A 23,059-nucleotide genomic window follows, 5' to 3' on the forward strand; every position below is an offset into this window, starting at 1 on the left:
TGCTCGCGATTAGGGACAACACGGTTCACCTGACAAACGCCAATTTCGGTCTACATTAAAAAGCCACTACCCAAAGCGCAGGGATTCGCTTATCCTTTTAGCTGTATATAAATACAGTGGTCGAAACAGACAACTAATGTGAAGGCATGTGAGGTGGTGAATGGCCGTCGAAGTGGTATACCGCAGCAGCCGAGATCTGGAGCGCTTGTTCATGGATAAAGCCGAAGCTGACCGTCATGACAAAATGCTCGAACTGGCTGAATTGCTGGCTGAAGTGTTGCAAAAAGCCGTTCCGTCCCTGACCGAACAGCAAGTGGAAGAAGCCGGGATCTACATGGCGAAGAATCGCGATGTGTTCGCCAAGGCATTCAAGAGCCAGCCGGATGCGTTGTCCGAACTGCTGAATGCACCGGTTGAAGTGGTTGCACAGGCTGAACCTGCCGAGTCGGAGGAAACCGCTGAGCCGGCGCCGGCCAAGCCCGCCAAAGCGACCAAGACGCCGAAGTAAGTAACGCCCGAATTGAATAGGCCCTGAGTCGAAGGACTCAGGGCCTTTTTCATGTCCGGGATAAAAGAATCGCTCAGCGGTACAACACTTTCTCTGCCAACTCGTCCGCCACCCGCGCAGGCGAACGTTTTTCCGCTTGGGCATGGGCGAAGACTTCGGTCAGCCGTGAGGCGATTTTCGACAGGTGCGCGGTGATGGTCGTCAGCTCTTCGCCGCGATGTTTGAGCGAAACGTAGATCAGCCCCCCGGAATTGATCACATAGTCCGGCGCATACAAGATGCCCCGCCGCTCCAGTTGATCCGCGACGTCCAGGTGCGTCAATTGGTTGTTCGCAGAGCCAGCCACCGCCGAGCAGCGCAGTTGTGTCACGGTGTGACTGTTGAGCACGCCACCCAGGCCGCACGGCGCGAGGATGTCGCACGGTGTACTGAGCAGTGCTTCGTTGGCAATCGGGTGAGCCCCCAATTGCTCCATCGCCAATTGCACCTTGCCGTGATCGATATCGCTGACCAGCAGTTCCGCGCCCGCTGCGTGCAGTTGTTCGGCGAGCGCATAACCGACGTTGCCCAACCCCTGGATGGCCACCCGCAGGCCTTCCAGGTTATCGCTGCCCAGACGGGCCATCGCGGTCGCTCGAATACCGGTGAACACGCCCATGGCGGCATGCGGCGCAGGGTCGCCTGCCGATGTGGTGCTGGTGACGTGTTGGGTCTGTTGAGCGATGCAATCCATGTCCGCCACCGAGGTGCCGCTGTCGATGGCGGTGATGTAGCGGCCGTCGAGCTGATCGATACAGCGTCCGAACGCTTCGAACAGCGCGGCGCGATTTTCCACATGGATCGGGCGAACAATGACTGCCACGCCACCGCCCTGGGCGAGCCCGGCCAGTGCCGCCTTGTAACTCATGCCTTGCGCCAGGCGCATGGCATCCTCGACCGCGGATTCGTCGCTGGGGTAGGCAAGGTAACGACAACCACCCAGGGCAGGCCCGAGCCGGCTGTTATGAATGGCAATGACCGCCTTCAACCCGGTGACCGGGTCGACGCTCAGATGCAGCGATTCAAGGCGAGTGCTTTGCATGAGAGCGAACATCGTGGGGCTCCCGAATCACTTCTTGTAGTCGCCAGTATAGGCGTGCGCCCAAAAATTGCAGAAGCGCACCGGAATAAGCGGCACGACCTTGCAGGCTTTTGGACATAACCTGAAACCGGATGTGTGCAGCACTGGACGAATGTCGGAGACGGGGCTAAAACGAGGCATCCGCCGGAGATTTTGATGACGCCCCGCCAACGCTTCTTCGATTGCCTGCAACGTTCACCGCCCGCGCTGTTCGAAGCGGCGCTGTGGATGGCGGTCGAACACGACTCACGGCTGAATCCCGAGGCCGTGCTGGCCGACTTCAACGACCTGACACAGCATGTCAGCTACGGCCTGCCGATGTTACCGGTCAGCGAACTGGCCCAACCGTTGTTGCGGCGGATGAATGACCTGGGGTTCGCGCAGGACGACTTCACGCCGCTGCGCCCACAAGTGGCCTTGCTCAATAAGGTGCTGGAACTGCGGCGCGGCCAGCCGCTGTCCCTTGGGTTGATTGCGCTGGAATTGGCCAAGCGTCTGGAGATCCCGCTGGTGGGGGTCAATTTCCCCGGGCACTTCCTGCTACGGGTTCCGGGTGCCGATCACCTGCTGGACCCTTGTGGCGGCCGCCGGTTGTACCCCAATGACTGCCGGGAGCTTCTGCAACGCCAGTACGGCCCGAACATGAAACTCGGTGCCGAACATTTACTGACGGCGGATCCGGTGCAGATGCTGCAACGCCTGTCGCGAAACCTGCGTCAACTGCACCTCTCCCATGATGACTACATCGGCGCCCTGATCGATGCCGAGCGTGTGCTGGAGCTGGGCAACGCCAGCGCCGCCGATTACCTGGCCCGGGCCAGCCTTTATCAACGCCTGGACTGCCCGAATGCCGAGCGTTTCGACCTGGAGCATGCACTGTTGCTCAGCGACGACCCGATCCAGCGAATTCGCCTGACAGAACGCCTGGGGCACCTGCCGCCCAACTCGATCGTCCACTGACCCCATGTGGGAGCGAGCCTGCTCGCGAAGGCGGTGTATCAGTCGACCGCTACTTGACTGACACACCGCCTTCGCGAGCAAGCCCGCTCCCACATTTCGATCGAGTGAGGCTTTATGGGGTGTCTGGCTGGTTGGCCGGGTGGGCCTTGATGAACGCTGGATGCGTGGCTGCTAACGCTGCCACTCGGCGAATCCGCGGATACGCTTCGAGGGAGATGTTGAATCGCTCCGCCGCGTACAGTTGAGGGATCAGGTAGACATCCGCCAATCCCGGTTCATCGCCAAAGCAATAACCCTCATCCCCGATCAACTGCTCCACCGTCGCCAACCCCTGGCTGATCCAGTGCCCGATCCACTCCACCACTTGCGGTTCGTCATGGCCCAACTGGCGAAGCTTGTTGAGCACGCTGACGTTGTGCAATGGATGCACATCGCAACCGATCACTGCCGCCACACCGCGCTCGTGCGCGCGGGCGGCAAGGTCTTTGGCCAGCAGTGGCACCTGTGGATAACGTTCTTCGAGGTATTCAATGATCGCTGGCGACTGAATCAACAGGTCGCCTTCATCCGTGCGCAACGCCGGCACACGGCCTTGCGGGTTAATGCCCAGGTACGCCGGTTGGCGATGTTCGCCAACAGGCGGCGCAATCAAATTGATCGGCAGCGCCTGGTAATCCAGGCCCTTGAGCGCCAACGCGATACGCACCCGATACGACGAGGTCGAACGGTAGTAGGTATAGAGTTCCATGACCCGATCCTCTTAACGCGCCGGCAGTACTTTGCCGCGGCATTCGCCGAAGCCGATGGATGCGTAACCCTCACGGTTGCAACGGGCACGCAGGATGATCTCGTCGCCGTCCTCAAGGAATTTACGCACCTCGCCCGACGCCAGTTCGATTGGCTTTTTACCGCCCTCAGTGATTTCCAGCAGGCTGCCGAACTGACCGTTTTGCGGACCGGACAAGGTGCCCGAACCGAACAGGTCGCCGGCCTGCAACTGGCAGCCGTTGACGCTGTGGTGCGCAACCATTTGCGCCACCGTCCAGTACATGTGTTGGGTGTTGCTGAGCGTCAGGCGATGGGCCGGCAGGTTTTGCTCGCGCAGGCCTTCGGTGAGCAGCAGCACTTCCAGCTCGATGTCGAAACCGCCAGCGGCTTGATCGCGCTTGTCGAGCAGGTACGGCAACGGCTGCGGATCGCCTTCAGGGCGCGCAGGCTGGGCGCGACGGAACGGCTCCAGCGCTTCGGCCGTCACGACCCACGGCGAGATGCTGGTGATGAAGCTTTTCGACAGGAACGGCCCCAACGGCTGGTATTCCCAGGCTTGAATGTCACGCGCCGACCAATCATTGAGCAGACAGAAACCGGCAATGTGATCGGCGGCGTCACCGATGGCGATCGAGTCGCCCATCTCATTGCCCTGGCCAATCCAGATGCCCAGCTCCAGTTCGTAATCCAGACGTGCGCACGGGCCAAACGTTGGCTCGGTCTGACCGGCCGGCAAGGTCTGCCCTTTCGGACGACGAACGTCAGTCCCGGACGGGCGAATGGTCGAGGCGCGACCGTGATAGCCGATCGGCACGTACTTGTAGTTCGGCAACAGCGGGTTGTCGGGGCGGAACAGTTTGCCGACGTTTTGCGCGTGCTCGATGCCTACATAAAAGTCGGTGTAATCGTTGATTTTCGCCGGCAGATGCATCGTGCATTGAGCCGCCAATGGCAGCAGTTTTGCGCCTTGGGCTTCGACCTTGCCGTGCAGCGTGCTGCCTTCCTTGAACAGTTCGATCAAGCGTTCACGCAGGGCAACACGAGCGTCGCGACCGAGTTCGAAAAAAGCATTCAACTGACCGCCACGGGTCGCTTCAACAGCGGCTTTGGCTGCGCCGTCGAACAGGCCGGCGTCCAGTGCCGCTTCCAGATCAAAGATATGGTCGCCAATCGCCACGCCGCTACGCGGGGCCGAACCGTTCACGCTGAACACGCCCAGGGGCAGGTTTTGCAGCGGGAAATCGGTATGGCCGTTGGCGGAGGCAACCCAGCTACGAGTGATGGAAGTCTGAGTCATGGGTTATCTCCGGGTCGGGTCGAAAGTGGCGGGCAGCGTGGCCCAGCAGGCATCGTAGTTGGTTTGCAGTTGCGGACAGTCGAGGGCAAAACGGCTCGGGCGCAGCACCTGGCTAGTCTCGAACATGAACGCCATGGTGTTGTCGATTTTCGCCGGCGCCAGCTCAGCATTGATTGCCTTGGTGCAGGTTTCGCCGTCCGGGCCGTGAGCGCTCATGCAGCTGTGCAAGGACGCACCGCCGGGCACGAAGCCTTCGGCCTTGGCATCGTAGGCGCCCTGGATCAGGCCCATGAATTCGTTCATCAGGTTGCGGTGGAACCACGGCGGACGGAAGGTTTTCTCGGCGACCATCCAGCGCGGCGGGAAGATCACGAAGTCCAGGTTGGCCAAACCGTGCACGCTGGTGGGCGAAGTCAGGACGGTGAAGATCGATGGATCCGGATGATCAAAACTGACCGTGCCGATGGTGTTGAAACGGCGCAGGTCATATTTGTATGGCACGTTATTGCCATGCCAGGCGACCACGTTGAGCGGCGAATGATCGAGCTCACACCCCCACAACTGACCGAGGAATTTCTGCACCAGAGTGGTCGGTTGCTTGAGGTGTTCGTAGTGCGCAACCGGCGTCAGGAAGTCCCGAGCGTTAGCCAGACCGTTGCTGCCGATTGGCCCAAGGTCCGGCAGGCGCAGTGGCGCGCCGTGGTTTTCGGCGATGTAACCGCGCGCTTGCGGGTCAAGCAATTCAACGCGAAATTTCAGCCCGCGCGGCAGCACAGCAATCTCCAGCGGCTCCAGCTCCAGCACGCCAAGTTCAGTGGCAATGCGCAAACGGCCAAGCTCAGGCACCAGCAACATTTCGCCGTCAGCGTTGAAGAACACGCGCTCCATGGAGCGATTGGCGCGATAGCTATGGATGCTGATCCCGGCCGGTTTTTCCGCGCCCGAGTTGGCGGCCATGCTCACCAGTCCATCGATGAAATCAGTCGGCTCGGTCGGGATGTCCAATGGGTTCCAACGCAGTCGATTGGGGGTCACTTCACCCAGCGGGCCGCCGGCCAGTTGCCGATCCAGTTTGACGAACGCCGGATGATTGGCCGATGGCTGAATGCGGTACATCCAGGTACGCCGCGCTTCACTGCGAGGCATGGTGAACGCGGTGCCGGAGAACAATTCGGTGTAGAGGCCATACGGGGCTTTTTGCGGGGAGTTCTGGCCGACGGGCAGTGCGCCGGGCAACGCTTCACTGCTGAATTCGTTGCCGAAGCCGGACTGATAAGCCAGTGCTGGCGCGGTTGAATCAGGGTTCATGGAGCCTCCTGAACGGGGACTAGGCGATGGCCTGTCACTCTGTTGCAGAGGTTCGGCACGCCGGGGTTATTTTTATCGTAATCTGATTACGCATAACGTAATTTGATTGGTATTGACCGTCAAGCTATAAAGACGCCCATTCGTCCCGGGATCAGACCGCCTTCATGGAAACGCCGCGCAACAACGACAAACAGAAAGTCCGCTCGGCCGAGGTCGGCACTGACATCCTCAAGGCCTTGGCCGAGTTGTCGCCCTCGACTTCGCTTTCGCGCCTGGCCGAACACGTGCAGATGCCGGCGAGCAAGGTTCACCGCTATTTGCAGGCGCTGATCGCCAGCGGCTTTGCCGAGCAAAACCCGGCCACCAACCATTACGGCCTCGGCCGTGAAGCCTTGCGTGTGGGGCTCGCAGCACTCAACAGTATGGACGTGCTGAAAGTCGGCGCCCTGCCCCTGGCCGAGCTGCGCGATGAACTGAATGAAACCTGCTTTCTGGCGGTGTGGGGCAATCAGGGGGCGACCGTGGTGCATATCGAGCCGGCGGTGCGCGCGGTGACGGTGGTGACGCAGTTGGGTTCGGTGTTGCCGCTGCTCAGTTCATCCACCGGTCTGGTGTTTGGCGCGTTTCTGCCCAAGCGCGAAACGGTGGATTTGCGCGACCAGGAACTGCAAAACGCCGCCGATCACATTTTGGCGGACGATCAGGCCTACGCGAGCTTGTGCGAACAGATCCGCGAACGCGGCTTGCACCATGTGCATGGTTTGCTGATGCCCGGTGTCGACGCCTTGTCCGCCCCTGTTTTCAATGCGGTCGGAAACGTCGCGGCGGTCATGACCATTGTCGGCCCGACCTCGTTGTTTCACGCCGACGAAAACGGCCCGGCGGCGCAGCGATTGCTGGCGGCGACACGGGCCGTGAGTTGGCGAATGGGCTATCAAGCCGACGATGTCAGTCGCTGAGCCAGAGGCAACATCGGCGATCCGTCATTGCCGTTAGCTGAGGGTGGTTTTGCTGGTGATGCTCTCGGGGTCGTCGAGAATGTCCTGAATAACTTCCAGCGCCCGCTCATGCAATCGGGGTTGCCCGGTTACATCGGCAAACAGTTTCTCGACGGTGTACACATCCCCCAGTAATCCAATCAGGGTTTTCTGCACGGCAGTGGCCCCCGACTTTCCCAGACCTGCCTTGCCCAGGACTGCCAACTCAATTACCGCATCCTTGAAATGACTCAGGGCCTTGGACCGATTGCCCTCGGTAAAGGCGTGAACACCTTGCACCAGATTCTGAGTCAGCAAGGCGACGCTCAATGCGATACCGACGGGCGCGTAGACAATGGCGATGACGCTCACCGCTGAAACTACGGCGTTGTACACAAGGCCGGTGATGATCTCTTCAAGGCTTTGGGTCTTTTCGTCGACATCAGAAATGACCTTGGTCAACACGTCGTAATAGCACCAGTACAAATCCGTGATCCGACTATTACGCTCCAGTGTCGGCGCCTCGGTGAAGTTGGCAAGCTGCTCAAGATCCGTCAGATAAGTACCGACTTGCGACTGGTATTTCCCAAATACCCGTTCGTAGAAATAGTCGCCAAGTCCGCGGGTTTTCACCGCGGCCACGAAGTCCTCGAACGGCCTCAGCTCGCGTCCATCCGGAGCCTGCGGGGTATACAGATACTCCACAATCTTCCCGGCAACATGCAGCCTGAAGACGAACGCACCGACGACCAGTCGCCCCCTTAAATGAAGTTTGAACAGCGCACTGTGACCCACCCGGTCAGGCGCCTCGCCCACCGGGCTGCTCGCTTGCGGATGATCGAACGCCTCGACAACCTTCATCAGTTCTTCGAAGTGTTCCTTCGACACTCGGCCTTTAAACAGCGCCTGCAGGATGGACACGCGCATCTGGCGTTGCAGGATCCCCATGTATAACTGTTGCCTGAAATACCCTTTGGAGCGGTCGATATAATGTGCGCGCAGCATGTCGATGTATTTTTCGCCAGGACGCAACACTCTCGTGTGTAGGGCGAGATCGTTAATATGGAGATTACTGATTGAGGGGTGGCCAGCCTTCACAGTAAAGCGCGGATATTTGGACTTTTCATTATCCGCGTAAAAAACCACTTCGCGAACAATCAACTGCGTCAGCGTCATCTTTTCTTCAGGCGTAATTTCCACGTGTATATGATCAGGATTGATCTCGACAGGTTCGCCGAAGGTCAGAAGGTAGGCTTCTATTCGTTGTTTGATTAATTGATGGCAAAAGCGCTCATAGCTGACAAACCCGCCCTCACGCACTTCAATCGTTTTCAGCGCGCGGAGTTCGCAATTGATCCGGGTAAACGTCTGGCGCTGCTGATCAGTCGCCGTGCGATAGCCGTAAGGCGTGTGGCTTTCTTCCTGTGCGACCAACCAGGCTCGATGATTATAAACAAGCGGGTTTAGTACCTCGGTTCCTGTGTATGGGGTAGGGGCTAGCTCCACGCCACGCCATAGGCCGGGTAGTTTGAAGACTTGTTTCAAATAACCACTGATGGCCTCGCGATCCAGCGCATGGGAGCGCCAGAGCAGGTAATCGCGGCCCTGCGGCGTAGCCGTCCAGGCGCCGATATCAAGGCTCAGGCGCCTGAGGGATGGCAATGGGTACCAGTCCTGCCCGCCAGGCGAATCCGGCGCATACAGCAGCCAGTCCTCGTTGCCGGGCGTGCGGCTGCCGACAGCAACCAATCCCAAGAGTGGGCGCGTATCGTCACGCAGCTGTAATGGCGCAATCATCAGGTTCGCATCGCCGTTCACCGCGCGTTGAACCCGCTGAAAATCGCTGTCGTCCAGATGCCTGCGGAGCTTCGCGCCCAAGGCACTCAGCAGCAATTCATCCCGGCTGAAGCGCGTCATGGCGGCGAGCACCTCACTGCGCTGGTACAAAGCCCGAATTTCAACACCGTAGGCAGCGCGCACGTCGTCGGTCAGCACCTTTTCCAACCATTGCTGGTTCAGTTCAGAGGGTAGATGCTCACCGACAAACGTGACCCATCCCCGCCCACCTTCATCGTGCAGGCCGCACAGTAGCAAATCCGTGAGGCAACGCTTGTCCTCCTGGGTGACCCGACGCCCGGCTACATCGAAGAGATAACGGCGGGTGGTCATCAGACTGTCAGGATCCAGGGTGATACCAAATTCCAGCTGTAGCAGTTGACTGGCAAAGTTTTTTGCGAAGGTCCGCAGACTGACATACGCGCCCAATTGCTTATCCAGTTCAGCCTGGCTGGCGATTAACTGTTGCTCCAGTTCGCCATAATCAAGTTGTTCCCGACTACTGGCGCGCTCGAGCCATTGCGGACGGTTACCGTTATCAACAGGTAGGTACTTGTTCATTACGTTCATCTAAATGCCCTCAGAAAATAAACACAAAGCCAGGAAATCTGCCTCGTCAAATTATCCAAGGAGCACGCACCACCAAAGCGCTTAAGCAATACCAACTATTTACAACTCAAACACGGTGTAACGGGTGGATTTTATCTATCAAGCAAGCCCTCTAACTTACATTCGGTTTCAACCCCACAACCCCAACGCTTTGGCCTTCGCCACGGCTTGCGTGCGTCTTTCGACCCGCAACTTTCCATGTATACGCCGGGTGTGGGTTTTGACCGTATGCAAAGAAATAAACAGCGTATCTGCAATCTCCTGATTGGAATGACCGAGGGCCACCAGCTTCAATACTTGCAGTTCACGCTGGCTCAAGGTTTCCACGGTATCTAAACGACTGCATGGCTGATGACACGCCCCTGGAGAAGCCTGTTCGTCGACAAACAATAACGGCTGACGCTGGCGCAATTCATTGAGTACTTGATGCGCCTGATACCGTGTAACGTTGCGCAAGCCCTCCTGCAATACATCAATAGCCTTCGTGGCTTGGCCTTCGAGCCACAGCACTTCAGCCAGGGCCAATTGCAATTCAGTCGCGAGCAACCACATGCCCTGGGTCTGCGCCTGCTTCATCAATGACTCAAGTTGTGCCGCCGCCTCGCCCGTATCCGGCTCGGTCCGAAACCTTGCGATGATCAACAGGTATTCGATACGCGGGATCAGCTCAAGCGTGGCCGGGGGTGCCTGCCGCGCCTGCGGACCGCGATAGTGCTTGAGCACACGACTCAACGCTTCGCACACCCGTTCGGCACGTCCCTGTTGCAACCAGAAATGGCTGCTGACTTGCAGCAGGACGCTGCGGTAGACCGTGTCCGGAATATGCCGTTGCTGCATCAGTCTCTCGGCATCGCGCAGCAAGACGAACGCCTGGGCATAGTCGCGCTGATTAGCCGCCAGTTGCGCAAGACCCAGAAAGCCGTACAGCACGCGTTTGTCGTGGTTGCACAAGCACTGTTCCAGGCCGGTTTGAAAGAACACTTCGGCGCGCTCATCGTCGCCCTGGCAGAGTGCGAGCCGACCACGACGCAGCGCGATTCGACCCAGCAACGGCACAGGTCGCTCGACGGGTTGATTGAGCAATTCATGGATGTTCGCGAGCAGGCTTTCGGCACGCTGGGGAGCGCCACGCTGTTCAAGCAATTGCGCATGATCGAGTTCCAGCAGCCCTTCGAACACCAGCGAGCCCTGCGCACGCGCCAGGCACAGCGCCTCGCGATTCAACGCCTGCGCCACATCGAGTTCGCCCCGCAGAAGGGCCTGTTGCGTCAGACCCGACAGGCACATCAAGCGCACGGTCCACAGGTCAGGGCAGAGCTCGCTGAGCGCGTCCAGAAAATGCGCACGCGAGCCTTCCATACGTCCCTGCAAATGCAGCAACCAACCCTGTTGCGCCTGCCACCGTGCGATCAGTTGCCGCTGCTGTACCGCCGAGGGTTGCGGGGTAAAGCGCGACAACTGTTCGATGCAAACGGCGGCTTGTTCGAATCGCCCGGCAAACAACAATGCCGCGGTGATCAAGCCGACCAATTGCGGTGAGCCGAACATCAGCTCTGCGCCTTGATGCTCATACAAACGCAACAACAGCACGACCGTCTGCGCCTCGAACAAATGCTCGAAACTGAAGTGCTGCAACAGACTCACCGCGACCTCAGATTCTTCAGCCAGCAAGGCCTGTTCGAACGCCGCTTTCCAGTCCTGCTCAGCGGCGAACCACTGACAGGCGCGGCGATGCCAGGAACGTCCGGCCGGCCATTGTTCATCACGCATCAATTGCATGAGTGGAGGGAAGATCTGCAGCCAGTCGGCCGAGTCCTGCCAAGGCTCGATAAAGCACCCCAGATCCTGCAACGTCTTCAGGCATTGCGCGCCCTCCCCTGCGCCAAACAGGTGATCGCACAGACATGCATTGAAGCGAGGCAAATGCGCGAGTACCCGCCAGGCCTCCGTCAACTCAGGGGTCAGGCTGGTGAACAGTTCGTGTTCGAGGTAATCGAGCAATGTGTCCGGTCGACCGTGAAGTGTGTCGCTGCGTGACCAGTCGCATTTTTGCAGCAATGCCACGCGCACCCCGGCGCACCAACCGCCACTGCCCTGAATGATCTTGCTGGCGGCGGTGTTGGCATCGGCCGGCGTCAGGTGGCGCAACAGCGAGGCAATTTCAGTTTGCTTGAAGGCCAGCGTCGAGCGCTCACACTCGTACAGTTCATCATCGAGCAGCAACCGTGGCCAGTTGCATTGCGGGCGACGGCGAGTCCCCAGCCACCAGGTCAACATCGGGCTGCTGACAGCCAGCATGCGGTCCAGCAGCAGGTCGAGTTCGGGGTTCGGGACACGGCAAAAATCGTCAAGAAACAACCAGGTCGGCGATTGCAAACGAGCCAGCGAGCCGAGCAGCGCGGTTTCCTCCGATGACGCCAATCCCAATGCCTCAGCCACGCGCTGACGAAAATCCTCCACGTTCATGGCTGTGCCCGACAACGGCAACCAACACACCCGATACTGCGGCGGCGCTTGCAACAGACAGTCGGCAAGCAACGCCGACTTGCCACTGCCGGCAGGTGCGCAGATCAATTTCACCCGTGCGTTCGACGCCAGCAACGGCTCGCTCAAGCGTTCACGCGACAGGTGATGTGAGGACAGACGGGGCAGGAATCCGGAACGGTCCAGACACGGGGTCATGGCGGTCATTGCAGCGTGCCTTTTTATAGTTGTGCGGCCACCCTAGACCTGTCTAACCCGCTTGTTGAGAAGTATTCAGGACGTTGATCGACAGCCATAAAAAAGGCGACCCGTCGGTCGCCTTTTGCACGGTGAGTGGGTTAAGCCCTTACCGAACCCCCTCTGCACGCAGCGCCGATGGCGTGTAGTCGGCAATCTTGGCGTCGAAACCAAACTCGAAACTGTGCTTCTCTTCGTTCTTCATCCCCAGGGCGATGTACCGGCCGGCAATGATGTCGTAGAGCGCTTCCAGCGTGTACGCCTGAGCCTGGTGATCGTAGTAATACTGCGCATGCCCTTCGGCCACTCGCCACAGTTGCCCGCGACCGTCGTAGTGATCCGCCAATGCCACTTGCCAGCTGTCTTCGTCGATGTACATGTGGCGCTTGGCGTAGATGTGACGCTCGCTTGGCTTGACCGTGCCGACCACTTCCCAGACGCGGTGCAGCTCATAACGGGTCAGGTCCTGATTGATGTGGCCGGCCTTGACGATGTCGTCGTACTTGAGGCTCGGCGAGTCGAGTTTGTAGCTGTTGTACGGGATGTACATTTCCTTCTTGCCGATCAGTTTCCAGTCGTAGCGATCCGGCGCACCGGAGAACATGTCGAAGTTGTCGGAGGTGCGCAGACCGTCAGCGGCGGTGCCCGGGCCGTCATAGGCCACTTGCGGGGCGCGACGTACGCGACGCTGGCCGGCGTTGTAGATCCACGCCAGACGCGGTTCCTTCACCTGATCGAGGGTTTCGTGCACCAGCAGCACGTTACCCGCCAGACGCGCCGGCGCGGTGACCGACTGTTTGAAGAAGGTCAGCACGTTGGCGGATTTGTCCGCGTCCAGGTCCTTCATCAGCTGCGGGACGGCGATTTCTTCCTCGAAGCGGATCGGCGTGTAGCTGCCGTTCGTTTGCGGGGTCACTTGGGTGATGATGCGTTTGAGGTTACCGCCGTGGTAACGGGTGATGTGGTTCCACATCACTTCGACACCGTTCTTGGGAATAGGGAACGCGTAGTAGCGGTTACCGGTGAACCCGGCCAGGCCGTTACCGTCGTTGATGGTGCTTACGTTCAGCGCACTGCGCTTGGCCGACTCGTAGATTTCCGGCGGCACGCCCACGGTGCGATGGGTCGGGTAGACCGGGATCCTGTAGGTTTGAGGGTAGCGCTTGAACATCGCCACCTGGCCTTCCGACAATTTGTCCTTGTACTTGTCGACGGTTGCCGGGGTGATCACGAACAGCGGTTTTTCGCTGGCGAACGGGTCAGCGAGAAAGCCTTTGCTGTCCACCGCGCCAGCATTTTTTGGAATGCCACCGGTCCAGGCCGGGATCGAGCCGTCGGCGTTGCCGGCCTTCTCGGCCCCCAGCGGCGTGAGGCTGGTGCCGAGTTTGTTCGCTTCTTCCGGCGACACCGCCGCCATCACGTTGGCAGCCAGCAAGCTCAGGGCCAGGGCGCCGCATTGCAGAATCATCTTGCGCATTGAAATCATCCTTCTCAGCCAGATCAGAAGTTCACGCCGAAGCTCAGCGCCACGAAGTCGCGGTCTTCGAGGACGTTGTAGTCACCACCAAAGAAGTCGGTGTAACTGAGGCTCGCGGTATAGGTGTTGCGATAGTCGGCATCGACACCGACGCTGACCGCCTTGACGCCTTCGTTGAACAGCCCGTTGGGACCGTAACCGGCAACGTCATGCGACCAGGACAGGTTGGGTTTGAGGTTGACCCCGGCGAACACGTCGGCGTAATCGAGGATCGCCCGGGCGCGGTAGCCCCACGAGGTCGAGGTGACAAAGCCTTCGGTGTCGCCACCGAAACCGTACTGGCCATAGACCGAGTCGCGGCCGTAACGCAGTTGGCTGCGCCCCTCCAGCCCACCGACGTGAACCACCGCCGCTTCACCGACCACGGTCAGTCGTTGCGCGCCCAGAACCTGATCGAAGAACTGCGTCAGGGTGCTCTGGATCTGCGTGACTTCCTTGCGACGGTAGCCTTTGTTGTCGGCGCCAGGCGTCGTCGCGATGGGCGAGGCGGCACCGCCGGCAATCGGGTTGATCAAGGCCAGGGTCAGGTCGTTGGTGTTGACCTGCACCGGAGCATTCGGGCGATAGCTGATCTCGCCGCTCCACGCCGTGCCGGTCGGCAAGGTGGTGGAGAAGCTCGCGCCGTAGAGACGAATGTCTTCGGGGTAGTCGAGGTAATACTGGCCGCGACCCAACATCACACTTTGCGCCAGCCCCGCACCGCTACCGGGTGCCAGGCGGTTGGCGATACCGACCATGCCCGGCAGGCTCGCCAGTGTCGACGCGCCGGCCGTGACGGTGCCCACCGTCGGTGTGCGGCTGTGGTAGTTCATGAAGTACAAGCCGTACTCGGTGTCATCACCGAGCCAGCGCAACGCGGTGCCCCACTGCCCGGAATCCCGAGCATCGCGGTCGCCACCACGGGGAACCACCACCCCTTCGCGGGTCACCAGGATAGGTTGGCCAAACGCGGCTGCCAGCGGCGCCAGCGGAGCAATCGCCGGGCTGCCGACGGTGTAGTTGTTGTTGCAACCGTCCGCCGCCACGTCGACAGCGAAGAAGGTGCCGCAGTTATCGAGAACAGTCTGGTCCCATTCCAGTTGGTAGAACCCGTCGACCGAGAGCTGATCCGTCAGGCCTTGGGAGACGTACAGCATGTTCACCGGAATCAGGCCTTCCTTGATCTCTGCACCGGGACGGCGAAATGCAGAAACGTCGATCGGGTTGATGCTGTTGATCGAGTTGCCGATGAAGGTACTTTCGCCCCAGCTCACCACCTGCTTACCGGCGCGCACGCTGCCCGGCAGGTCGGCGATGGCGTAGTTGTGATAAACGAAAGCGTCGAGAATTTGCGCGCCGGCAGACTTGGCGCCTTCCTTGCGGCCGTGGTCGCTGATTTGCTTGAACGGGCGATCTTCGTCCTCCAATTCGAAGTCGTACCAGTACTTGCCCCGCACGAACACACCGGTGTCGCCATACTTCAATTCGAGGTCGTGGATGCCTTTGACGATTTTGGAAAAGGTTTCGCCCTTCCCGAAGTTCTGCCTCCCGTCATCACCGGTCGACGACTGCCCGGTCCCGCCGTTGACGGTGCCCACCAAAGATTTCTCGGCATCGCGCATGCCCCAACTCGCGCCGACGGACAGCGAGGAGTCAAACGTGCCCTCGATCTCGCCGATATTGAATGAAACAGCCTGCGCCTGGGCACAGCAACCCAAGGCCACCGCAGCGGCCAGCGCGTGCGGTTTGAAGATGGCGCGCATTGTTGTTTTTGTCATGCGTCTTCCCCGGTGAGTGACAGAAGGCCCCACCCTACTGCCGCAACCGGGGAGCGATAAGCGCACCAAGGAGGTATTCGCGGTGTACCTCTAAAGGATGAATGGTCAGACAGGGCGCGGGTTTGCGCGGGGCATGGATGGGCTGGATAGAGGGTTATCAGTCAGACGCATGGGTGTGGTGTGCCGGGACTGTTACTCATGCTGCAACACTGCATGTTGCGAATCGCTATTTTTCCTTAGGGCTCAACGGCTTATTCTTGCCGGGCTTTCACGGTGATCCGCCGGGCAGCACGAAGCCATGGGGTGTGATCAACCCACGCCATCGGCGACAGAATTCAGATGAATCGACGCATTTTCGATTGATCGCCCCGTGTACACAGACGTTGATTTGTAGCTCCTGATCCAACGTCTTACTTGGCCGCTGCGTTTGCAGCGGCCTTTTTTATGGGCGATGGTTTTGTGAGGATGAGAACCGGCGGGAAGAACGCACGACTCAGGCAAGCCCTGCGCAGGGGTGCATCTCGTTCAGAGGGAAAACTTCTGCAAATTGCCCATCATTTCCTTCAGCGCTTCAATATTGTCCTTCGGATGCGCCGCCCCTTCAAAGTCACAAATCTGCTCCCACTGCGCCGCCACATCTTCCGGTGAAAAGCCCACCCGCGGATCGAACCCGGCACCCAGGCTGCGTTCCCAGCGCACCTTGCCCATCCAGCCGCCACCGACTTCAAACAATCCGGACGTTTCTTTGCAGTTTTCACTGGCCAGATACACCACCAGCGGGCTGACCAGTTCCGGTTTGAGCTGTTCGAACACTTGCGGCGGGATCAGGCCCTCGGTCATGCGGGTGCCGCCAGTCGGCGCGATGGCGTTGACCAGGATGTTGTTCTTGCGGCCTTCGATGGCCAGTGTGCGAGTCAGGCCATAGAGGCCGAGTTTGGCCATGCCGTAGTTGGACTGGCCGAAGTTGCCGTAGATGCCGGAGGTCGATGCGGTGAAGATCACGCGGCCATAGTTTTGCTCACGCATATGTGGCCAGGCAGCGCGGGTGACTTTGTAGGCGCCTTCGACGTGAACGCGGTAAACCAGGTCCCAGTCGGCGTCGTCCATTTTGTGGAAAGTCTTGTCGCGCAGGATTCCGGCATTGTTGACCACCACATCGACACGGCCGAAAACGTCGAGTGCGTGCTGGACGATTTTGTCGCCATCGGTGACGGAATCATGGTTGGCTTCGGCGATGCCGCCCGCCTCACGAATCTCGGCTACCACACGGTCTGCTGCGGACGCGTTGGCGCCCTCGCCTTGCGCCGAACCGCCGAGATCGTTGACCAGCACTTTGGCGCCCTGTTTGGCGAACAGCAGCGCATGTGCCCGGCCCAGGCCGCCGCCTGCACCGGTGACGATCACGACTTTATCTTCGAAGCGCACAGACTCATTCATGGGGGGGAACTCCAGCAGGCCAGGGACAATAAGCCCGAGTGTCAGGCACGACGCTGCTGGTCACAATGAACAGGGGAGAGGCTGAATGGTGCCCGATAAGGCAGGGGGATAATCAGGAGTACGCGAACCTGCGCGGCGGCAAAATCAGCCGATCACGAAAATCCAGGTAATGCTTGAGCACCTGCGCCGGGGCTTCGGTCTGTGGGTAATGGCCAATCTCGGCCAGCAGGACTGTGTCCGGGTTGGGGATCAACTCCCGATAGCGCGCGACCATGTGCGCACCGGAAATCGGATCAACTTCGCCATCAATCACGCGCAGCGGCACTTCACCGCGCTGCATGGCGCTGACCCATCGATCGCGATGGACACGCCGTTCGGGAATGTAGGTGATGAGTTTATGCATGATCCGCTGGCCGTGATTGCTATCGATCAACCCCCAGAAATCATCCATTTCACTTTCAGTCGGTCGGGTCATCCGCCCGAAAATCTGCCGAAAACTCTTCACCAGCGCGTCACGCGTGAAGGCGCGGCCAATCATCCAGCCCAAGGGGCTGAGCAGCAGTTTTTGCGCCAGCAGCGGACGATGGGTTTCGGGAAACAGGCCACCGTTGAGAAACACACAACTGGCGAGGTGAATGCGGGTTTCGTAGTGCCGGGCCAACAGTTCCTGCGCCACGCTGTCGCCATAGTCGTGAGCCAGTACGTGCACCGGTTGCGTGACACTCAAATGCGCCAGCAACGCCTGTTGCAAGTCGGCCTGTTCGAGCAGGCTGTATTCGTGGTCCACCGGCTTGGCGGAGTCACCAAAGCCGAGCATGTCGCAGGCAATCACCCGATAGCGCTGCGCCAGTGGTTGCCACAAGTAATGCCAATCCCAACTGGCGGTCGGAAAACCATGGATGAGCAACAGCGGCTCACCCTGCCCCGCCGTCCAATAGCGAATGGTCTGGCCACGGAATACGAACATCTGGCCGCGTTTGCGCCAGACACACAGGGGGATCTCGGCAAGTTCCATTAGAGTTTATAACTCGGGTCTTGTTGATCGAGTTTGCGTAGCAGCGCCGGCCAGGCCAGCGCGCCACCCATCCCTTGAGCACTTTTGGTCACGCCGGCGATCATCGCTTTGGCGCCCGCCAGAATCTGCGGTTCGATGGAGATCAATTCGGCGCCGCCATTCTGTGCCAGCACCTGGATATCGCAGGCGCGCTGGAAGGTAAACATCATCAGGAACGTGTCGGCGATGGTGCCGCCACAGGTCAGCAGACCGTGGTTGTGCAGCATCAGGAAGTTGTTTTCACCAAGGTCGGCTTGCAGGCGCGCTTTTTCTTCATGGTTCAGCGCAACGCCTTCGTAAGCGTGGTAAGCCAGGCTGGACAGGACAAACAAGGATTGCTGGCTGATTGGCAGAATGCCCTGCTTTTGCGCCGAAACCGCGACGCCGGCAGCGGTGTGGGTGTGCAATACGCAAACCACATCGTGGCGAACTTCATGCACGGCACTGTGAATGGTGTAGCCCGCCGGGTTGATCTCGTAAGGACTGTCCATCAGCTTGTTGCCAGCCTGATCGACCTTGACCAGACTGGACGCGGTGATTTCGTGAAACATCAGCCCGAACGGGTTGATCAGAAAATCTTCGGTGCCCGGCACTTTGGCCGAGATGTGCGTAAAGATCAGATCGTCCCAGCCATGCGCGGCAACCAAGCGATAACAGGCCGCCAGATCGACGCGGGTTTGCCACTCGGCGGCGCTGACCTGACCTTTGACACTGTGGGGTGACTGGACGGGGGCAACATTCACGGCAAGACCTCCTGTTCTTATTGTTTTGCTGTCGTAATAGCAGTCTAGTCAGCCCCCGGTTTTCGTGTAGTAGCATTGGCAGCCAGCTTGATGGCCTAGCGAGTCAGTGGCGCAATGAGCCTGGATCCATGTCAAAGGACCGACGCCAGTAACCCTGCAGTGACCAGACTCAGCGAGCTCGTCAGAAGTATGACGAGCCTCATCTTCAGCGCAAAACGCTGACCAATTCCGCCAGCCACGGCTCGGCATCGGTTTCCGGGGTCACTGTTTCGCTGGCGTCCAGGCGCAGCATCGGCAGTGCTTCGCGCAGGCCCAGTTCACCGAACAATTCGCGCATTTGTTCGCCGCCGCCACAGAACGTATCGCCATAGCTCGCATCACCCAAGGCGATGACCGCTCCCGGCAGACCGCGCCAGGCGGCAGGCAGTTGATCGCGAATCATCGAATACAACGGTTGCAGGTTGTCGGGCAATTCACCCATGCCGGTGGTCGACGTCACGGCCAGAAACGCTTGCGGTTCGAAAGCCAGGACATCGGCCAGTGACGCGCGCGAGTTGTGCAGGGTTTCGAAACCGGCGGCTTTCAAAATATTCGAGGCGTGACGGGCGACTTCTTCAGCCGTGCCGTACACCGAGCCGGAAAGGATGGCAACTTTCATCAATCTGATCCTGAAACTGAGCGAAAGACCGGATATTAACAGCAGGACTTGCATTGTTCTTTTAGAATGCAACACACCCTCACACCGGAAAGGATTCTCCGATGATCAATGCCCAACTGCTGCAAATGGTGATCAACGCCTCCAACGACGGCATCGTGATTGCCGAAAAGGAAGGCGAGCAGGACAACATCCTCATTTACGTCAACCCGGCGTTCGAGCGACTGACGGGTTACACCAGCGAAGAAATCCTCTATCAGGATTGTCGTTTCTTGCAGTCGGGCGACCGGGATCAGGAAGCACTTCCAATCATTCGCGCGGCCTTGAACAACGAGGGATCCTGCCGGGAAATCCTCAGGAACTACCGCAAGGACGGCACACCTTTCTGGAATGAACTCTCACTGTCGACGGTGAAAAACCCGAGCGACGGGCAGACTTATTTCGTCGGCGTGCAAAAGGACGTCACCACGCAAGTCAAAGCGCAGCAACGCGTTGCGCAACTGGAAACACAGTTGGCCGAGGCGCTCGCCGAACTATCTGCGCTGAAAGCGACGAACGGCGCAAACAAAACTGCGAATTAAGTGTCATTAACTACAATCACCAATGATTTTGTAACTATATCTTTCGAGCAAGCCATGCAGCGCGACGCACTCCTCACTCAGGATGAGCTGGATTTTATCCAGACCATGCAACACAACCCGCAGCTCAATGTGCGGGATGCGACGTCGAGCCTGCTTGTCAACGGTGGTTCGCAGATACGTGATTTGCTCACACGCCTCGCGGCTCATGAGCAAGTTACCATCCAGGCCAACTTCGAAAACCAGCAAATGACCTTCCCCTTGCACCTGGTGGAAGACGAGTTTCATGCGCTGCATTTGCGTCTGGGCGTGCCAAGCATTTATGAAGACGGGCCGATGGTCCGTCCTTGGCGCCTGGTCCTTGAAGAGCCGGTGGCGCTGGAAAACGCCAAAGGCCAGCCAGGCACAATGTTTGTACATGAAGTGTCGTTCAAGGGCGTATTACTGGAAGTGCGCAACAAGACCAAGCCACCCAAGCATTTCGCCTTGTGGTTCAGCCCGTCAGGCTATGAACGGATCGCATTGCGCGGCACCTTTGAGCGTGAAACCGAACAGGGTTTCTACGCCTACGAGTTGAGTCAGTCTGACAAGGATGAAACCGAACGTCTGCGCCAGTACATCCTTCAGCAACATCGCCTGACACACCCCGCCCTACATACCTGAATCTCAGGTATCCAGATTTCCCGCCAGGAACTGTTTCAGACGCTGGCGCATCACCGTCCCCTGATTCCCCAGACAACCGATCGACGACCCGGCCAGGCTTTCCTGAGCCAGTTCCGACGCATCACCGGCGAGCAACAACTGACAATCCAGGCTCATGGCCAGACGATTTAGCAGCCGAGGCAATTCTGCGGTCGGCGCGTGATTGGACACCAACACCAAGGCCTGGGGTTTGACCCGCTCACAGATCAGAGTCAACTCATCGAAGGGCTGACCAATCGCCAGCAACTGAATCGCCGAATCAACGCTGCTCAAGTACAACGCGGTGACCAGAATTTCCAGTTCACGGGCCTGGTCGGCCAAGGCGCAGACGATGATCCGACGCGGCTGCATGACACGCACCAGCAGCAGCCGTTGCAACACGCGAGAACGCAGAAAGCCGTCCAGAAATAGCCATTTGCTGGTCAGGCCGAAGGCTTCATTGTGGTGCAGCAATTGCTTCCAGAGCGGCAGCAATATGTCCTCGAACACCACTGAGAGCGGGTAGCTGGAGAAGATCTGCCCATAAACCTGCTCCAGCTGAACCTCGTCAAAGGCCTTCACCGCGGCCAGGACTTGTTCCTGCCATTGCTCATAGTCAGCGTGAACGAGTTCGTTGGGGATGATATGTGCCAGCGTCTTGAGCGGTTCGATCTTGGCCAGAATCTTGCCAACCTTGCTGACCGCGACGCCGCGCTCGACCCAGCCAAGGATGCTGCGAACGCGCTCGATATCGGCCATCGAGTACAAGCGGTGCCCACTTTCAGTGCGCGTGGGCTGGATCAGACCATAACGCCGCTCCCAGGCCCGCAGCGTAACCGGATTGATACCTGTCAGCCGCGCCACCTCGCGAATAGGAAAGAGTTCTTCCCGATCCAGGGAAACATTCGATTGCGGGACAGAAGTAGCGTCAGTCTGGACAGGCATCGGATCGTCGACGTCCACAAGCAAATTGGATCCCATTTTAACTCTCCTCCCCCCCGACTGTTCAAGGAGTTAATAATAGACAGACGCCTCTGGTGAAATATTCATAATCAGGAATAATCCTTGCTTGTCTCAAGTCGCAGCCCACCACCCCGGTGCTGTGCCTGGCGAAACGCCTACCCGGTGTAACGCAAACGTCTACGGAGATACATGATGTCTACCTCACCCGTCACGCTGATGGTTGCGCGCCGCGTTGCCGAAGGGCGCTATCAGGACTTAATGCTCTGGTTGCGCGAAGGCGAACAACTGGCCACCGATTTTCCCGGTTATCTCGGCTCTGGCGTGCTCGCTCCGCCGCCCGACGATGACGAATTCCAGATTATTTTCCGCTTTGCCAATGAGCAGACCATGCACGCCTGGGAACACTCTGCCTCGCGCACGGCCTGGCTGGCGCGCGGCAGCGACTTGTTTGCCCACAAGACGGAACATCGCGTCAGCGGCATCGAAGGCTGGTTCGGCGCAGTCGGTCAGCGCCCGCCACGCTGGAAACAGGCCGTGGCGATCTGGTTGGCTTTCTTTCCGGTGTCCCTGTTGTTCAACTTTGTCCTGGGGCCTTTGCTGAACGAAGTGAGCCTGCTGCCACGGGTGCTTGTCAGCACGCTGTGCCTGACGCCGTTGATGGTCTACTTCTTCATTCCTTTGTCGACCCGTCTGCTGGCCAACTGGCTGAACAGCACGCCGGCACGACCATTGACCGTCCAGCCTTCCACACAGAACCGCTAAGCCGTCACCAACCTAGGTACACGCCTCCCGTCGCTGGTATAGTTTTGCCCTTACCGCGACGCGAGCCGTTCATGACCTCTTCCGCAGCCCCAATCCTCATCACCGGTGCCGGCCAGCGTGTCGGCCTGCATTGTGCGCAGCGTTTGATTGAAGACGGCCATCGGGTCATCTTCAGCTACCGCAGCGAACGCCCCGGCGTCCAGGCATTGCGCGATCTGGGCGCTATCGCAGTGTTTGCTGATTTTTCCACTGAGACTGGAATCCTCGCGTTCATTGCCGATCTGAAAACCCACACCGACAGCCTGCGGGCGATTGTCCACAACGCCTCCGAATGGCTGAGCGAAACGCCGGACAACGACGCCGCCGCCTTCACCCGCATGTTCAGCGTGCACATGCTTGCGCCCTACCTGATCAACCTGCACTGTGCCGACTTGCTGCAACGCTCACACCCGGCGGACATTGTGCACATCAGCGATGACGTGACCCGCAAGGGCAGCAGCCGGCACATCGCCTACTGCGCCAGCAAAGCCGGGCTCGACAGCCTGACCCTGTCCTTCGCCGCGAAATACGCGCCGACAATCAAGGTCAACGGTATCGCGCCCGCCCTGCTAATGTTCAACCCCGAGGACGACGCGGCTTACCGCGCCAAGGCGCTGGCCAAGTCCGCGCTGGGCATCGAGCCTGGCAGCGAAGTGATTTACCAGAGCCTGCGCTACTTGCTCGACAACCCCTATGTCACCGGCACCACCCTGACCGTCAATGGCGGAAGGCACATCAAATAAGATGCC

At 59.1% G+C, this 23,059-nt stretch carries 19 protein-coding genes and 1 pseudogene; 7 read left to right on the forward strand and 13 right to left on the reverse strand.

Translation table 11 applies throughout. The features are described 5' to 3' along the window. Positions 1 to 160 precede the first annotated feature (160 nt). A pseudogene (locus tag EAH78_RS06215) lies at positions 161 to 400 on the forward strand (YebG family protein); the annotation flags it as partial. A gap of 181 nt (positions 401 to 581) precedes the next feature. Here EAH78_RS06215 and EAH78_RS06220 read toward each other — a convergent pair. Beyond that, positions 582 to 1,601: a Glu/Leu/Phe/Val dehydrogenase family protein gene (locus tag EAH78_RS06220; protein ID WP_140666686.1), complete on the reverse strand. Its 1,020-nt coding sequence runs from the start codon at positions 1,599 to 1,601 to the stop codon at positions 582 to 584. A gap of 183 nt (positions 1,602 to 1,784) precedes the next feature. Here EAH78_RS06220 and EAH78_RS06225 point away from each other — a divergent pair, with 183 nt between their 5' ends. Then, positions 1,785 to 2,588 carry a SirB1 family protein gene (locus EAH78_RS06225; RefSeq protein ID WP_140666689.1) on the forward strand — a complete coding sequence of 268 codons (804 nt, stop codon included), beginning with the start codon at positions 1,785 to 1,787 and terminating at the stop codon, positions 2,586 to 2,588. A gap of 112 nt (positions 2,589 to 2,700) precedes the next feature. Here EAH78_RS06225 and maiA read toward each other — a convergent pair whose 3' ends face one another. Genes maiA through hmgA form a run of 3 tightly spaced genes read right to left on the reverse strand, consistent with a single transcriptional unit; the run spans position 2,701 to position 5,961 of the window. Further along, on the reverse strand, positions 2,701 to 3,336 hold the full coding sequence (gene maiA, locus EAH78_RS06230; protein ID WP_140666691.1) for a maleylacetoacetate isomerase: 636 nt from the start codon (positions 3,334 to 3,336) through the stop codon (positions 2,701 to 2,703). A 12-nt stretch (positions 3,337 to 3,348) separates the two neighbouring features. Next, positions 3,349 to 4,653, reverse strand: a complete 1,305-nt coding sequence (fahA, locus tag EAH78_RS06235; RefSeq protein WP_140666693.1) for a fumarylacetoacetase — start codon at positions 4,651 to 4,653, stop codon at positions 3,349 to 3,351. Positions 4,654 to 4,656: 3 nt separating this feature from the next. Further along, positions 4,657 to 5,961, reverse strand: coding sequence for a homogentisate 1,2-dioxygenase (gene hmgA, locus EAH78_RS06240; protein ID WP_140666695.1), 1,305 nt, complete (start codon positions 5,959 to 5,961; stop codon positions 4,657 to 4,659). Between the two features lie 164 nt (positions 5,962 to 6,125). On the opposite strand from hmgA, the gene EAH78_RS06245 reads away from it, so the two are divergent. Then, entirely contained in the window at positions 6,126 to 6,920 is a 795-nt protein-coding gene (locus EAH78_RS06245) for an IclR family transcriptional regulator (RefSeq protein WP_140666697.1), read from the forward strand. Between the two features lie 33 nt (positions 6,921 to 6,953). Here EAH78_RS06245 and EAH78_RS06250 read toward each other — a convergent pair whose 3' ends face one another. The 8 genes from EAH78_RS06250 to EAH78_RS06285 all read right to left on the reverse strand — a co-directional run bounded on the left by EAH78_RS06250 (position 6,954) and on the right by EAH78_RS06285 (position 19,290). After that, on the reverse strand, positions 6,954 to 9,344 hold the full coding sequence (locus EAH78_RS06250; protein ID WP_140666699.1) for a dermonecrotic toxin domain-containing protein: 2,391 nt from the start codon (positions 9,342 to 9,344) through the stop codon (positions 6,954 to 6,956). A 168-nt stretch (positions 9,345 to 9,512) separates the two neighbouring features. Then, the gene (locus EAH78_RS06255) at positions 9,513 to 12,074 is read right to left on the reverse strand and encodes a LuxR C-terminal-related transcriptional regulator (protein ID WP_140666701.1); all 2,562 of its coding nucleotides are present in this window, start codon (positions 12,072 to 12,074) and stop codon (positions 9,513 to 9,515) included. 139 nt (positions 12,075 to 12,213) lie between these two features. Next, entirely contained in the window at positions 12,214 to 13,581 is a 1,368-nt protein-coding gene (locus tag EAH78_RS06260; protein WP_140666703.1) for a DUF1329 domain-containing protein, read from the reverse strand. Between the two features lie 23 nt (positions 13,582 to 13,604). Continuing rightward, positions 13,605 to 15,398, reverse strand: a complete 1,794-nt coding sequence (locus EAH78_RS06265) for a DUF1302 domain-containing protein (RefSeq protein ID WP_140666705.1) — start codon at positions 15,396 to 15,398, stop codon at positions 13,605 to 13,607. A gap of 525 nt (positions 15,399 to 15,923) precedes the next feature. Next, positions 15,924 to 16,835: an SDR family oxidoreductase gene (locus EAH78_RS06270; protein WP_140666707.1), complete on the reverse strand. Its 912-nt coding sequence runs from the start codon at positions 16,833 to 16,835 to the stop codon at positions 15,924 to 15,926. 112 nt (positions 16,836 to 16,947) lie between these two features. Next, positions 16,948 to 17,850, reverse strand: a complete 903-nt coding sequence (locus EAH78_RS06275) for an alpha/beta fold hydrolase (RefSeq protein ID WP_140666709.1) — start codon at positions 17,848 to 17,850, stop codon at positions 16,948 to 16,950. Continuing rightward, positions 17,850 to 18,632: a class II aldolase/adducin family protein gene (locus EAH78_RS06280; protein ID WP_140666711.1), complete on the reverse strand. Its 783-nt coding sequence runs from the start codon at positions 18,630 to 18,632 to the stop codon at positions 17,850 to 17,852. The genes EAH78_RS06275 and EAH78_RS06280 overlap by 1 nt, the downstream gene beginning before the upstream one ends. A 205-nt stretch (positions 18,633 to 18,837) precedes the next feature. Next, entirely contained in the window at positions 18,838 to 19,290 is a 453-nt protein-coding gene (locus EAH78_RS06285; RefSeq protein WP_140666713.1) for a flavodoxin, read from the reverse strand. 101 nt (positions 19,291 to 19,391) lie between these two features. Between EAH78_RS06285 and EAH78_RS06290 the strand changes: the two genes are divergently transcribed. Both EAH78_RS06290 and EAH78_RS06295 read left to right on the forward strand, forming a co-directional pair. After that, positions 19,392 to 19,868, forward strand: a complete 477-nt coding sequence (locus EAH78_RS06290; RefSeq protein WP_140666715.1) for a PAS domain-containing protein — start codon at positions 19,392 to 19,394, stop codon at positions 19,866 to 19,868. A 54-nt stretch (positions 19,869 to 19,922) separates the two neighbouring features. Next, complete coding sequence (locus EAH78_RS06295; protein WP_140666717.1) at positions 19,923 to 20,528, forward strand: hypothetical protein; 606 nt, start codon at positions 19,923 to 19,925, stop codon at positions 20,526 to 20,528. A gap of 3 nt (positions 20,529 to 20,531) precedes the next feature. On the opposite strand, the gene EAH78_RS06300 is transcribed toward EAH78_RS06295, so the two are convergent. Beyond that, on the reverse strand, positions 20,532 to 21,527 hold the full coding sequence (locus EAH78_RS06300; protein WP_140666719.1) for a MerR family transcriptional regulator: 996 nt from the start codon (positions 21,525 to 21,527) through the stop codon (positions 20,532 to 20,534). A gap of 174 nt (positions 21,528 to 21,701) precedes the next feature. Between EAH78_RS06300 and EAH78_RS06305 the strand changes: the two genes are divergently transcribed. Together EAH78_RS06305 and folM are read left to right on the forward strand one after the other, a co-directional pair. Next, entirely contained in the window at positions 21,702 to 22,271 is a 570-nt protein-coding gene (locus EAH78_RS06305; protein WP_140666721.1) for an antibiotic biosynthesis monooxygenase, read from the forward strand. A 71-nt stretch (positions 22,272 to 22,342) separates the two neighbouring features. Then, positions 22,343 to 23,053 carry a dihydromonapterin reductase gene (gene folM, locus EAH78_RS06310; protein WP_140666723.1) on the forward strand — a complete coding sequence of 237 codons (711 nt, stop codon included), beginning with the start codon at positions 22,343 to 22,345 and terminating at the stop codon, positions 23,051 to 23,053. Positions 23,054 to 23,059 lie beyond the last annotated feature (6 nt).

The sequence above is a fragment of the Pseudomonas arsenicoxydans genome (assembly GCF_006438915.1).
Lineage (GTDB): Bacteria > Pseudomonadota > Gammaproteobacteria > Pseudomonadales > Pseudomonadaceae > Aquipseudomonas > Aquipseudomonas arsenicoxydans_A.